Annotated in this window: 11 protein-coding genes; 7 read left to right on the top strand and 4 right to left on the bottom strand. The window is 70.8% G+C overall.

The window, feature by feature from the left end:
- Positions 1–87: 87 nt before the first annotated feature.
- Positions 88–1,446 carry an FAD-linked oxidase C-terminal domain-containing protein gene (locus tag PYR91_RS01490; protein WP_279777036.1) on the bottom strand — a complete coding sequence of 453 codons (1,359 nt, stop codon included), beginning with the start codon at positions 1,444–1,446 and terminating at the stop codon, positions 88–90.
- Positions 1,447–1,653: 207 nt separating this feature from the next.
- On the opposite strand from PYR91_RS01490, the gene PYR91_RS01485 reads away from it, so the two are divergent.
- On the top strand, positions 1,654–4,425 hold the full coding sequence (locus PYR91_RS01485; RefSeq protein WP_279777035.1) for an immune inhibitor A domain-containing protein: 2,772 nt from the start codon (positions 1,654–1,656) through the stop codon (positions 4,423–4,425).
- 124 nt (positions 4,426–4,549) lie between these two features.
- Complete coding sequence (locus PYR91_RS01480; RefSeq protein ID WP_279777034.1) at positions 4,550–5,488, top strand: diacylglycerol kinase family protein; 939 nt, start codon at positions 4,550–4,552, stop codon at positions 5,486–5,488.
- Between the two features lie 3 nt (positions 5,489–5,491).
- Here the strand turns inward: PYR91_RS01480 and PYR91_RS01475 are convergent, their stop codons facing one another.
- Positions 5,492–6,676: a pyridoxal phosphate-dependent aminotransferase gene (locus PYR91_RS01475; protein WP_279777033.1), complete on the bottom strand. Its 1,185-nt coding sequence runs from the start codon at positions 6,674–6,676 to the stop codon at positions 5,492–5,494.
- 170 nt (positions 6,677–6,846) lie between these two features.
- Between PYR91_RS01475 and PYR91_RS01470 the strand changes: the two genes are divergently transcribed.
- Genes PYR91_RS01470 through PYR91_RS01460 form a run of 3 tightly spaced genes read left to right on the top strand, consistent with a single transcriptional unit; the run spans position 6,847 to position 9,007 of the window.
- The gene (locus PYR91_RS01470) at positions 6,847–7,359 is read left to right on the top strand and encodes a MaoC family dehydratase (protein ID WP_279777032.1); all 513 of its coding nucleotides are present in this window, start codon (positions 6,847–6,849) and stop codon (positions 7,357–7,359) included.
- Positions 7,360–7,370: 11 nt separating this feature from the next.
- Positions 7,371–8,528 carry an acyl-CoA dehydrogenase family protein gene (locus PYR91_RS01465; RefSeq protein WP_279777031.1) on the top strand — a complete coding sequence of 386 codons (1,158 nt, stop codon included), beginning with the start codon at positions 7,371–7,373 and terminating at the stop codon, positions 8,526–8,528.
- A 44-nt stretch (positions 8,529–8,572) separates the two neighbouring features.
- Entirely contained in the window at positions 8,573–9,007 is a 435-nt protein-coding gene (locus PYR91_RS01460) for an HIT family protein (RefSeq protein ID WP_279777030.1), read from the top strand.
- 139 nt (positions 9,008–9,146) lie between these two features.
- On the opposite strand, the gene PYR91_RS01455 is transcribed toward PYR91_RS01460, so the two are convergent.
- Complete coding sequence (locus PYR91_RS01455; protein ID WP_279777029.1) at positions 9,147–9,716, bottom strand: Uma2 family endonuclease; 570 nt, start codon at positions 9,714–9,716, stop codon at positions 9,147–9,149.
- A 203-nt stretch (positions 9,717–9,919) separates the two neighbouring features.
- Positions 9,920–10,936 (bottom strand): glycosyltransferase, encoded by a 1,017-nt coding sequence (locus PYR91_RS01450; RefSeq protein ID WP_279777028.1) that lies wholly within the window; start codon positions 10,934–10,936, stop codon positions 9,920–9,922.
- Positions 10,937–11,370: 434 nt separating this feature from the next.
- Between PYR91_RS01450 and PYR91_RS01445 the strand changes: the two genes are divergently transcribed.
- Both PYR91_RS01445 and PYR91_RS01440 read left to right on the top strand, forming a co-directional pair.
- Positions 11,371–11,859 (top strand): CAP family protein, encoded by a 489-nt coding sequence (locus tag PYR91_RS01445; RefSeq protein WP_279777027.1) that lies wholly within the window; start codon positions 11,371–11,373, stop codon positions 11,857–11,859.
- A 211-nt stretch (positions 11,860–12,070) separates the two neighbouring features.
- The gene (locus PYR91_RS01440; RefSeq protein ID WP_279777026.1) at positions 12,071–13,264 is read left to right on the top strand and encodes a histidine kinase; all 1,194 of its coding nucleotides are present in this window, start codon (positions 12,071–12,073) and stop codon (positions 13,262–13,264) included.
- The last annotated feature ends 11 nt before the right edge of the window (positions 13,265–13,275 follow it).

Here is a 13,275-nt window from a genome sequence, read left to right as displayed (position 1 = left end):
CATAGCACGACTTGTGTGCATGAACGCTATCAGTGGGATACCCGATGCCGCAGGCCACACGAGTCACCCGGCCACCCGTGCGGGGGGTCAGATCGCCTTGCCGGGGTTGAGGATGCCCAGCGGGTCGAAGACCTGCTTGATGCCGCGCTGGACCTCGTCCACCAGGGGGCCGGACTCCAGGTCGAGCCAGCGGCGCTTGAGCACGCCGACGCCGTGCTCGCCGGTCAGCGTGCCGCCCAGGGCGAGCGCCGCGCGGAACACCTCGTCGGCCGCCGCCCAGACGTTCGGCGGCGGCTCGGGCAGGCCGCGGTCGAAGACGAACACCGGGTGCAGGTTGCCGTCCCCCGCGTGCGCCACCGTGCAGATCAGGGTGTCGTGCCGGACGGCCGCCGCCTCCACCGCGCTGATCATGTCGGGCAGCGCCGAGCGGGGCACGCAGACGTCCTCGACCAGGCACGCGCCCAGCCGCTCCTTGGCGTTGTACGCCAGCCGCCGGATGCCGATCAGCTCCTCGGTCTCCTCGGGGCTGGTGGACACCGCGACGAAGCTCGCCCCGTTCTGCTCGCACAGCCGCGCCATGGCCTCGGCGTTGCCGGGCAGGCTCCCCTCGGCCTGCCCGATGAGCATGGCCTGCACCCCGGGCTCCAGCCCGATGTTCTTCCAGTCGTCGATCGCCTTGAGCGTGTTGCGGTCCATCAGCTCCAGCAGCGACGGCTGGCACCCGGAGGCGATGATCGCCGCGACGGCGTCCCCGGCCGCCCGCAGGGACGGGAACTCCGCGGCGACGGTGGCCGGCGGCACCGCCGGAGCCCGGCGCAGCCGAAGGGTCGCCGAGGTGATGACGCCCAGCGTGCCCTCCGACCCGACGAACAGGCCGGTGAGGTCGTAGCCGGTCACGCCCTTCATGGTGCGGCGCCCGGTCCTCAGCACCCGGCCGTCGGCGAGCACGACCTCCAGGCCGAGCGTCGAGTCGCGGGTCACGCCGTACTTGACGCACCGCAGCCCGCCGGCGTTGGTGGCGAGGTTGCCGCCGATGGTGGAGATCTCGTACGAGGACGGGTCGGGGGCGTACATCAGCCCGTGCTCGCGGGCGGCGCGGTCGAGGTCGGCCGTGATCACGCCGGGCTCGACGACGGCGATCTCGTCGGCGGGCGACAGCTCGCGGACGGCGGTCATGCGCGCCAGCGACAGCATGACGCAGCCGTCGACGGCGGTGGCCCCGCCCGCCAGGCCGGTGCCGGCTCCCCGGGGCACCACCGGCACCCGGTGCTCGGTGGCCCACCGCATGGTGGTCACGACGTCGTCGCGGGTCTCGGCGGCGACGACGCCCAGGGGCTTGCCCGGGACGAGGAACGTCTGGTCGCGCGAGTAGGAGGCGGCGACGTCCGGATCGGTGAGAACGCGTCCGTCGGGCAGCTGTTCGACGAGGTCGGCGAGACGGGTCACGCCTGCGACTGTACGTTCTTCCGCCCGAAATGCCGAGTTGTCGATTGATGACCCGACTCGACTCGATGACGATTCAGCAACACTCTGAGTAGCCTTTACCTACTCTTTACTTTTTCCTCTAACGTCCGGTTTGCCGATTGTGGGGCGTTCCATTACGGACGTCCCCTGGACGTCGCCCGGAGAACCCGGGTGAGGGAGGAACCCCTGTTGTCACGCAGAGTCAGGCGTCTCGTCGCGGTGCTTCCGGTCCTGGGACTGGCGGCGGCGGGCCTCGCGGTCACGGGCGCAGCGGCGCCCGGGGACACCACGGTGGCCAGGTACACGCCGAAGGCGAGCGACTACTACATCAACTACGCTCCCCCCAGGGCGCAGAGCGACACCTCCTCCAAGGCTGAGGAGAAGGTGGACACCGGTGCGGCCAAGCGTGGTCCCAAGGCCCCCACCGCCGAGGAGTTCGACCACAAGTTCGGCCTCGGCTATCCGGTCGCCGCGCGCGAGCTCACCAAGCGTGAGCGTATGGCGGCCCGCACGGGCAAGAACCCCTTCGACTTCATCTACAAGAAGTCGAAGACCACCCAGCAGGCGAAGCTGCTCACCCTGCTGCTGGAGTTCAACGAGAACGCCAACGACGACTTCTCCGGATTCAACCGTCCGGTGAGCACCGAGGACACCTCGGTCTGTGTCACCGAGCCGCCCGGCACGCTGCTGAACGGCCCGCTGCACAACAACATCCCCGATCCGGCCACCGCGGCGGGCGGCGGCAAGGACAACAACTCGATGTGGGTGCCGGACTTCAACACCGCCCACTTCAACAAGATGCTCTACTCCAAGGAGGGCATCACCACCCGCGTCCGCAAGGACCTGAAGGACCCGCGCGACGGCAAGCCCGGCATCGACATCTCCGGCTCGACCATGAAGAACATGTACGAGGAGATGTCCAAGGGCGCCTACACCGTCGACGGCGCGGCCATCGGCTGGCTGAAGATGCCGCACTCCGAGGCGTGGTACGGCGCCGGCAGGTGTGGCGCGGCCCCGCAGGACATGTCGGGTCACCCCGACAACCCCCGCGGCCCCGGGCAGCTCGCCATCGACGCCGTCAACGTGCTGGCCGCGCAGGACCCGTCCTTCCCCTGGGCCGACTACGACCTTGAGGACACCGGCGACGCCGACGGTGACGGCAACGTCCTGGAGCCCGACGGCGTGGTGGACCACCTGGTGCTCGTGCACGCGGGTGAGGACAAGTCCGGAGGCGGCGGCGCCGAGGGCCCGTACGCGATCTGGGCCCACTCCAGCGCGGTGGCCGGCGGGTACACCGTTCCCGGCAACACCGTGAAGATCTCCAACTACATCGTGCAGCCCGAGGACTCCGGCGTCGGCGTCTTCGCGCACGAGTACGGCCACGACCTGGGCCTGCCCGACCTGTACGACGCCACGGGCGCCGGCGACAGCGACGTGGAGTTCTGGGACCTGATGTCGACCGGCTCCCACTCCGGCCCGATCTTCCAGTCGCTGCCCACCCACATGGGCATCTGGGACAAGTGGGTGCTCGGCTGGGCGAACCCGAAGGTCCTCAACCCCGGTGACGCGGCCAAGCTCGTGACCATCGGACAGACCTCCCGCACGCCGAAGCTCACCGAGGACGGCCTGCGGATCAACCTGCCCGACAAGGACGTCACGCTCACCACGCCGCACAGCGGCGCGAACGTGTGGTGGTCCAGCAACGACCAGGACTGGGCCGACGTCAAGCTCACCCGCGACATCGCGGTCCCGGCCGGCGCCGACACCAAGTTCCGCTTCTGGAACGACTACACGATCGAGGCCGACTGGGACTACGGCTTCGTCGAGGTCTCGACCGACGGCGGCGCCACCTGGTCCGAGCAGAAGGTCTACGGCGAGGACGGCACGCTCGTCTCCACCGACGACGACTACGCCGACCCCAACAACCGCATGCAGGACTACGGCAACAAGAAGTACGGCCTGACCGGCGACTCCGGCGGCTGGCAGCACTACTACGTCGACCTGGCGCCGTTCGCGGGCGCCTCGGTCAAGCTGCGGCTGCGGTACGCCACCGACGCCGCCGCCAACGAGCGCGGCTGGTTCGCCGACGACTTCTCGGTCACCAGCGGCGCCACCACGGTCTGGAGCGACGACGTCGAGTCCGGCGACGCCGGCTGGACCGCGGCGCGCGGCACCTGGACCGACACCTCGGGTGCGGGCTGGGTCCGGCACAGCGGCTCCCTCAAGAGCGCGCAGTACTACCTGGCCGAGTGGCGCAACTTCGACGGCTACGACAAGGGCCTGAAGTACACCTACGACACCACCTGGCTCCGCGACGGGGCCTGGAAGGTCGAGAAGCTGTCCTACAACGCCCCCGGCCTGCTCCTCTGGCTGCGCGACACCTCGCTCGGCTACAACAACCCGGCCACGAACATCTGGTCGCTGCCCTCGGCCGGCTCCAAGGGCCAGCTCCTGCTGGTGGACTCCCACTTCGACCCGCTGCGCCGCACCGGCGAGGCGGCCGCGGTGGACCCCAGCGTCACGAAGAACATCCCGTCCCGCCCGCAGTCGTCCAACGCGGCCTTCGGCTTCGGCAAGACGTACGCCTTCAAGGAGTGCCTGGAGGGCGCGCCGTTCACCCAGTACTGCACGCAGTTCTCCCCGCAGAACCCGGTGAAGGACTTCACGGACGCCAAGACGTGGTACCCGGGCCTGGAGAGCCGTGAGGACGGCCTCTACTACCGGCTCCGCGACGCCTCGGTGGTCGTGCCGTCCAAGGGCAACCAGCAGTACTCGGTGCGGGTCGTCAACCCCGACGGCAGCCCCGCCACCGACCTGTACGGCGAGACGGTCAACGGCTTCACCCTCGGCACCGGCAACCCCGGCGACGAGGGCAAGCAACTGGGCACGAAGATCAAGCTGGTGACGCCGCTTCCCGGCAACCTCGGCGTGATCGTCCACGTGACCCCGCCCAAGAAGTGATCTCCGGGTCACCCGGGTGACCCGAAGGACCCGCGGGACGGGTACGGCACCGCCGTACCCGTCCCGCACGCTTTCCGCTACCTCATACCATGTCCCCTAGACCTTTGACGGGGATGGGTGATCGGTGAGCGAGTTGCGGAGCAAGGCGGAGCACACGAAGGCGATCCGCGACCTTCGCAGGGCGGTGCTGGTGGTCAACACCAGGTCCCGCCGGGGACGCCACCGCTACTTCGAGGCGCTGCGGCTCCTCCAGGCCGACGGCTTCCGGCCGCTGCGCACGTACGCGGTGACCGACCCCTCCAAGCTGCCCCAGGTGATCGACGAGGCGCTCGACCTTCAGCCCGACCTCCTGGTCGTCGGCGGCGGCGACGGCAGCCTCAGCGAGGCCGTCAAGCACGTCGCCCACCGCGACGTCGCCCTCGGCGTGCTGCCCCTGGGCACCACCAACAACTTCGCCAGGAGCCTCGGCCTGCCGCTCGACCTGGCCCTGGCGGTCAAGGTGTTCAGCCAGGGCAAGGTCGCCGACATCGACCTCGGCATGGCCGACGACCGCCCCTTCGCCAACCTCGCCAGCTTCGGCGTCTCGGTCCAGGTGGCCGGCACCGTCAAGCCGTGGCTCAAGCGCGCCCTCGGCCGCGCGGCCTACCCCCTGACCGCGCTCACCGTCCTGCCCAAGCACAAGCCGTTCCGCGCCTTCATCACCGTCGACGGCCGCCGCCACGAGCTGCTGACCCACCAGCTCAACATCGCCAACGGCCGCTACCACGGCGGCTGGCAGATCGCCCGCGACATCAGCATCGACAACCGCCGCCTGGTCGCCTACCAGCTCGGCTCCGGCAAGCGCCTGCGCCTGGTGGCCGAGACCCTGATCCGCGCCACCAGCGGCCGCTGGCGCAGCCTGGCCGGCGGCCCCTTCGTCACCGGCGGCGAGATGCTCCTGGAAACCGAACCCACCCTGTCGGCCGACGTGGACGGCGAAGTCCGCCTCAGCACCCCCTTGAGAATCCGCACCATCCCCAACGGCCTGCGAGTGATGGTCCCCCCCGCCTTCATAGACACCTGACCGTCAGGGGAGCGCGGGGCCGCCGTCGCGGTCGCAGGAGGCGGCCATGCGTTCGATCGCCTCGGTCACCCGTTCGGGGGCGGTGGCGAAGTTGAAGCGGGCGAAGCCGGTGCCGGGGGGGCCGAACTTCAGGCCCGAGTACAGGGCGACGCCGCCGCGGCGCAGGAACCACTCGGCGGGGTCGTCGCCGATGCCGAGGGCGCGGAAGTCCAGCCAGGCCAGGTAGGTCGCCTGCGGCGGCTGGTAACCGGTGGCGGGCAGGTGCTCGGCGAGCAGGTCGCCCAGCAGGTCGCGGTTGGCGGTGAGCCCGGTCATCAGCTCTTCGAGCCACGGCTCCCCGCCGGCGAACGCGGCCTCCGAGGCGATCACTCCGAGCAGGCCGGCACCCTCGCTGACCTCGCCGTCGATGGCGGCGACGTCGGCCCCGGCGGCCGGGCCCGGCACCGCGAGCGCGGCCTTCAGCCCGGCCAGGTTCCACGCCTTGGACGCCGACACCAGCAGCACCGACCGGGCCGCCGACTCGGCGTCCAGGGCGGCGAACGGCACGTGGCGGGCGCCCGGGAAGACCAGCGGCGCGTGGATCTCGTCCGACACCACCCGGACCCCGTACCGGTCGGCCAGCGCGGCGACGGCCAGCAGCTCCTCCTCGGAGAACACCAGGCCCGTGGGGTTGTGCGGGTTGCACAGCAGGAACGCCCCGGCCCCGGCGGCGAAGTCGCGCTCCAGCGCGTCGAGGTCGAGCCGGAAGCCGTCGGCGGTCAGGGCCAGCGGGCTCTGGACGACCTCGCGGCCGATGCGCGGCAGCCAGTAGAAGTACGGCGGGTACGCCGGGGTGTTGATCACGACCCGGTCCCCGGGGCGGGTGACCTGGTGCAGCACCTCCACGACCCCGGCCATCACGTCGGGCACCAGCCGCATGCTCGCCGGGTCGGCCTGCCAGCCGTACCGGCGGGCGGCGAACCCGGCGAACGCCTCGGGCAGGCCCGCCGGGGTCGGATACCCGGTGTCCCCGCGCGCGATCGCCTCGCCCAGCGCGCGGGAGATCGGCTCGGCGAGCGGCGTGTCCATCTCCGCGACCCACAGCGGCAGCACGTCCGGCGGGTAGTGGCGCCACTTGGCGCTGCGCCGCTCCCGCAGCTCGTCGAGGCCGTACGCGGAGAGGGGAGCGGCGTCGCCGCCGATGCTCATCGTCAAGATCGTCCTTCGGTCCCTGGGGAGTGCCGCGGGCCCTGCCCCTGGCCCGCTCTTCTGCTAGTCACGTCTTAGCACATGCTTTGCGCCTTCTGCCGGGCACGTCCCCGCCCACCCCGAGGGCCCGCCCGCCCTTGATCGTGTTCAATGAGGGAAGGGGGTGGGACGTGACCGTGTACGAGGCCCGCATCGGGCGCTACTACGAGGACTTCACCGTCGGGGACGTCTACCGGCACCCGCTCGGCCGCACGATCGGCGAGGCCGACAACACCTGGTTCACGCTGCTGACGATGAACACCAACCAGAACCACTTCAACGCCCACTACGCCGCCGGCGCCCCGGTCGGCAGGATCATCGTCAACTCCGGCCTGACGGTGGCGATCGTCCTCGGCCTGTCGGTGATCGACATCAGCCAGAACGCGCTGATGAACCTGGGATGGGACGAGATCAAGCTCACCCACCCGGTGTTCGTGGGCGACACCCTGTACGCGGAGTCGATCGTGCTGGCGGCCCGCGAGTCCGGGTCGCGGCCCTACGCCGGCATCGTCACCTGCCGCACGCGCGGGCTCAACCAGGACGGCGACGAGGTCATGTCGTGGCGCAGGTCCGTCATGGTCTACAAGCGGGACGCCCCGCACGACAAGCACCACTTCCCCGAGGCCAGGTCCGGCCCCCTCTAGATCGGACGCCCATGGATTTCGAGCTGAACGAGGACCAGCTCCTGTTCCGTCAGACGCTGCGCGAGTTCGTCGACCGGGAGATCGTCCCCGTCGCGTCCGACTGGGAGCGCGAGGGGCGCTACCCCGAGGAGATCGTCGAGGGCTTCCGGCGGCTCGGCCTGTTCGGCATCACCATCCCCGAGCGGTACGGCGGCCTCGACCTCGACCGCGTGTCCTTCGCCCTGGTCTTCGAGGAGATCGCCCGGGGGTGGATGGGCGTGGCCGGCATCCTCGGCTCCCACACCCTGTCCGCCTGGATGATCGCCCGCTACGGCACCGAGGAGCAGCGGGAGACGTACCTGCCCGCCCTGGCCACCGGCGCCCGCCGCACCGGCATCGCGCTCACCGAGCCCGGCGCCGGCACCGACCTGCAGGGCATCCAGACCCGGGCCGTCCGGGACGGCGACGAGTACGTGATCCACGGCACCAAGACGTGGATCACCAACGCCCGGCACGCCGACCCGCTGCCGGTGCTGGTGAAGACCTCGGCCGCCGAGCCGCCGCACAAGGGGATGTCGGTGCTGCTGGTGGACGCGGCGGCGGGCTTCACCGTCAGCCGCGACCTGCCCAAGCTCGGCTACAAGGGCCCCGAGACCTGCGAGGTAGTCTTCGACGCCGTCCGGGTGCCCGCCTCGGCGCTGCTGGGCGGCACCGAGGGGCGCGGCATGCAGCAGGTGCTGTCGGCGCTCGAACTCGGGCGCGTCAACATCGCGGCCCGCGCGGTCGGGGTGTCCCAGTGCGCCTACGAGTCCGCGCTGAACTACTCCCGCGACCGCCAGGCCTTCGGACGGCCGATCGCCGACTTCCAGGCGATCCAGCTCAAACTGGCCGACATGGCCACCGACATCCAGGCGGCCCGCCTGCTCACCTACTGGGCCGCCACCCGCTCCCAGGCCGGCGCGGTGAACGCCGAGGCCGCGATGGCCAAGTACTTCGCCTCCGAGGTGGCGCTGCGGGCGACGATGGAGTCCATGCGCGTCCACGGCGGCTACGGCTACTCCCAGGAGTTCGTCGTGGAGCGCCTCTACCGCGACGCTCCCCTGATGGCCATCGGCGAGGGCACCAACGACGTCCAGCGCATGGTCATCGCCCGCGCCCTGCTCTCGGGAGCCATGAAGCTCGGCTGGTGACCGCCCGGCGGCGCGCCGCCGCCCGGTGCCGCTAAGGTCGGCTGGTGACCCCGGACGCCACCTGCCTGTTCTGCGAGATCGCCGCCGGCTCGCTCCCCGCGACCATCGTCCACGCCGACGACGAGGTGACCGCCTTCCTGGACACCCGCCCGGTCTTCAAGGGCCACGTCCTCGTCGTCCCCCGCGCCCACGCGGAGACCCTCACCGACCTCCCCGCCGAGGCCGTGGGCCCGTACTTCACCCGCGTCCAGGCCATGGCCCGCGCCGTCGAGACCGGCCTGGACGCCGCCGGCACCTTCGTGGCCATCAACAACCGGATCAGCCAGAGCGTCCCGCACCTGCACACCCACGTCGTCCCCCGCAACCGCAAGGACGGCCTGCGCGGCTTCTTCTGGCCCCGCACCAAGTACGACGACCAGCAGGAAGCCGAGTCCTACGCCCACAAGATCCGCGCCGCCCTGGCCAAGGACGCCGCGTAGGCCTCCCGAAAGCAAACCGCCCCAGAAAATGGTGCCTTCGGCGCAGCCTTTCAGGGGCGCCCCTCTCTCATCCGGCGACGCCCGTCGCGCAGGCAGGGTGAGTGCCGCCCCGGGGGCGGCGCCGAAGACGCCGTGGTGGTCAGTCGAGCAACCGCCCGGTGTCGATCTCGAGGTCCCATGGTTGCGGCAGCATGAGGGACTCGCCCAACGCCACGGCTGTCTCCTGGGTGTAGCCGTGAGGACCGGGGCTGCTGAGCAGGCGGGCGGTTCTGTCGAGGGGGTCGAGCACGAGGTGGAGCGGTACGCCGGCCAGGGCGCAGGTGCGCGGTTTCAGCAGGTGGTCGTCCCTGCGGGAGCTGGGTGACACCACCTCGGCCACCAACAGGGTGTCCTCGCCGTATACGTTCTCGGCGTCCCACATGCGAGGCTTCTCCGGTACGACGGTGAGGTCGGGCCGGTAGCGGTCGATCCGCGGGCCGAGGAAGAGCTTGATGTCGTTGCACGCGGTCCACCCGCGGTCGTCGGCGAAGATGAGGATCTGCCGGAGCAGCCGGAAGATCACCTGATTGTGAACAAGGCTGGCCCCCTCCCTGATCACGATTCTGCCGTCGACGATCTCGACCCGCCGGTCATCGAATGCCTCGCATACCCGCTTGTAATGGCGTTCCAGCTCGATATCCCCTCTCCTGCGGTGTGTCAGCGAAGCCACCCATGATTCCGTGGCGTCACCGGGTTCTGCACCGAGTTGCGGGATGAGCGGTTGGAGGCAGGCGAGTGTCGCCCGGGGGGCGGCGCCGAAGGCACCATGATCTTGGTGATGTACGAGCCTCAAGAGAGGTGATCGATCGCCGTGGGCCTCGTGCCGGGGAGGACGGGAATCGGGAGACCGCGTGCTGCGGCAGGGGCGGCGGGTCAGGCGGGGTCGGCGTGGTGGGGGAGTTGGCGGGCCACCTCGGCGGGGGAAGGCATGTGGGCTATCTCCCAGGCGATGGTGCGGGCCGCGTCGTGGTGGGGGGTGGGGCCGTGGTGGGGGAAGAGCTTTCGGGCGTGGGCGGCGATGGTGCCGGGGGTAAGGTCGTCGGCGGGGAGGCGCAGGCCGGCGCCGGCGGAGACGAGGGCGTCGGTGTTGGCGAACTGGTCGGCGCCCTGGGGGAGCAGGAGCTGGGGGACGCCGGCGGCCAGGGCGCCGAGGGTGGTGCCGCTGCCGCCGTGGTGCACGACCACGTCGACGTGCGGCAGCAGGTCGGCCTGGGCCACCCACGTCTGGACGGTGACGTTGCCGGGCACGTCGCCGACCTGCTCCAGGGGCACCCGGCCCGCGGCGACCACCACGTGCGCGTCCAGGGTCGCCAGCCCTTCGATCGCCGTGGTGAGCAGCTCGGCGGTGCCGAACGCGGTGCCGAGCGTCAGGTAGATCAGCGGGGTCGAGCCGCGCCGGTCGCCCCACGCGGGCAGCGTGGCCGGCCCGGAGAACGGGACGGGACGCAGGGCGATCCGCTCCTCGGTGGCGAGGAAGTCCTTGTCCTGCAGGCAAGGCGGGCAGATGTCGATGTGCGGCCTGCCCGGGGCCTCGGCGATCCGCGTGGGCAGTTCGAGCCCGATGCCTTCGGGGATCATCCGCCCGAAGCCGTGCCAGAGGCCGGGGATCCCGGCACGGGCCGCGGCGATCGCAGCCCCGGGCACGCCCCATCCGTGCACGACGAGGTCGGGCCGCAGCCGTGCCAGGTCCGGCTCCAGGTCCTCGGCGTACATCTCGTAGAAGGTGTCCGCCGGGCGGAAGGGCCGCAGGCCGTTGGCCGCCAGCGGTGCGTGCACCTCCTCGCCCACGGCGAAGTGCACCTCGTGCCCGGCGTCCCGCGCGGCGATCGCCAGCGGGACGAGCGGGTAGGCGTGACCGACCGAGGCAAGACTGGCGAACAGCACGCGCATGCCGACGAACCCTACCGGGGTGGCCGGGCCCGACCGCCGAAGGCGGTGGATTCGGAGGAACCCGAACCGTCGAACCCACTGCACCGCTACGACGGCCGATCTCCATATCACGCGAATGCCGATCCGCCTATGAGTTGTGGCGTGTGCGGCTTATTCGTCACGCCCCGGCGGCGAAGGCGTCCCGCGCATCAAGGGATAAAGTGTCTGCTTTGAGGGAATTTGTTGGCATTTGTATACCCCCGTGCCGACGAAGAATACGAGAGGGGACGTCGGTTCTTTTGATCCCGGCCGAATCGATTCGGCTTTCCCATAGGTTTCCTCGCTTGGACCGGTCCTTGCCCGATCGCGGGGCGGCGGTAAAGAATTGGGGGAGAAATCCACGGTCATCCAGATCGTGGTGAGACCGGCGCCTATGGTGCCGTTTAAGGACTCACATGCCCGCAACTCGCCCCGCATTCCCCGACACCACGACGCCTGAATTCCAGGCCGAAGCGCTCGCCGAGGCGAACGCCTTCCGGGCCAAGCACCACGCGCCGCCGCTCGTGCTGGACCCCGAACTCAACGCCTACGCGCAAGCGCGAGCGACATCCCGCTCCGAGCAGGAGGACCTTCAGGCCGGCCACACCGATCTGCGCAAGGGCACGGGCGAGAACATCTTCTGGGGCGGCGGCTCCGGAGCGCTCGCCGGGTCGGACGCGGTCAAGAGCTGGTATGACGAGATCGCCGCCTACGACTTCGCGGCGGCCCAGTTCAACGGCGCCAGCGGCCACTTCACCCAGCTCGTCTGGAAAGGCAGCACGAAGGTCGGCATCGGGCGGGCGTCGGGTCAGGGGAGCCAATACTTCGAGACGTACATCGTCTTCGTCTTCGAACCCCCGGGAAACATGCAGGGCGCTTTCGCGGAGAACGTTCTTCCCGCCTGAGGCGAGTCCCGTCGAGGTGAGAGCGGCGTGAGCCGTTCACGGCCTCGTTCAGGCGTCGCCCGGTGAACCCGACGCGACACGGCACCGTCGTCCTGCCCTGAATCGGGGCCGGGGCATGCGCGACGGCCGGTCGCGGCGGGTGAGCGCCTCCGTGGGAACGCCGAAGGCGTCATTGCGGCCGATCCGGGACGAGGGGGTAGGCTCCGGCGGCGTGGAACCCGTTCTGGCCGTGCCGTTGCTGCTGGTGCTGGCCGGGGTGCCCGCCGTGGTGCTCTGGCGGGTGCTGCGCGGGCGGCGGGAGCTCGGGACGAGCCCGGCCGAGCTGGCCACGTTCGAGACCCTGCACACCGCCTCCCTCGCCGGGCCGCCGCTGCGGGCCGGGCTGACGGCGGCGGGGGTGATGAAGGCGTCCCGGCATCTGCGCGCCCTGCTCGGGTCGCCGGCCATCGCGATCACCAGCGGGGAGGAGCTGCTGGTGTACGACGGGGCGGGCGACCACCACGCGGGCGGCGCGTTCGCCAACGCGGCCGGGACGCTGCGTGACGGGCGCACGCACGTGCTCGGGCCCGACACCGTCGCGTGCGAGCGGCCCGAGTGCCCGATCAAGTACGCCATCGTGGTGCCGCTGACCACCGACGACCGCGTGGTGGGCTCCCTGGCGGCCTACGGCGACCACGCCTCGGCGGGGCTGGTGCGCGCCACCGGGGAGGTGGCCCGGTGGGTGGACTCCCAGCTCGCCCTGGCCGAGCTCGACCGGTCGCGCACGCTGCTGATGGAGGCCGAGGTGCGGGCGCTGCGGGCGCAGATCTCCCCGCACTTCATCTACAACTCGCTGACGACCATCGCCTCCTTCGTGCGCACCGACCCCGAGCGCGCCCGCGAGCTGCTGCTGGACTTCGCCGACTTCACCCGCTACTCCTTCCGCAGGCACGGGGAGTTCACCACCCTGGCCGAGGAGCTGCGCTCCATCGACCGCTACCTCACCCTGGAGCGGGCCAGGTTCGGCGACCAGCTCAGGGTCTCGCTGCGCATCGCGCCGGAGGTGCTGCCGGTCGCCGTGCCGTTCCTGTGCCTGCAGCCCCTGGTGGAGAACGCGGTGCGGCACGGCCTGGAGGGCAAGGACGGCGTGGGCCGCATCACGATCATCGCCGAGGACGCCGGGGCCGAGTGCGCGATCAGCGTGGAGGACGACGGGGTGGGCATGGACCCCGAGCGGCTGCGCGCCATCCTGTCGGGGGACGCCGAGGAGAGGTCGGGCACCGGCGGCGTCGGTCTGGCCAACGTGGACGAGCGGCTGCGCCAGGTGTACGGCGACGAGTACGGCCTCGTGGTCGAGACGGCCAGGGGCGCGGGGACCAAGATAAGCGTCCACCTGCCCAAGTACCGTCCGGGCGTCTCCGTATAGTTATCCGCCCG

This window comes from Sphaerisporangium sp. TRM90804 (genome assembly GCF_029846175.1).
In the GTDB taxonomy this organism is placed as follows: Bacteria; Actinomycetota; Actinomycetes; order Streptosporangiales; family Streptosporangiaceae; genus Sphaerisporangium.
Note: the sequence above shows the minus strand (reverse complement) of the source record. Positions and strands in the feature narration are given on the sequence as shown.

What these genes read in the sequence shown, in the direction of transcription:
- PYR91_RS01465 (WP_279777031.1), top strand. Translation starts at nt 7,371, where the DNA reads ATGGATTTCGAGCTGAACGAGGACCAGCTCCTGTTCCGTCAGACGCTG.
- PYR91_RS01475 (WP_279777033.1), bottom strand. Translation starts at nt 6,676, where the DNA reads ATGAGCATCGGCGGCGACGCCGCTCCCCTCTCCGCGTACGGCCTCGAC.
- PYR91_RS01445 (WP_279777027.1), top strand. Translation starts at nt 11,371, where the DNA reads ATGCCCGCAACTCGCCCCGCATTCCCCGACACCACGACGCCTGAATTC.
- PYR91_RS01450 (WP_279777028.1), bottom strand. Translation starts at nt 10,936, where the DNA reads ATGCGCGTGCTGTTCGCCAGTCTTGCCTCGGTCGGTCACGCCTACCCG.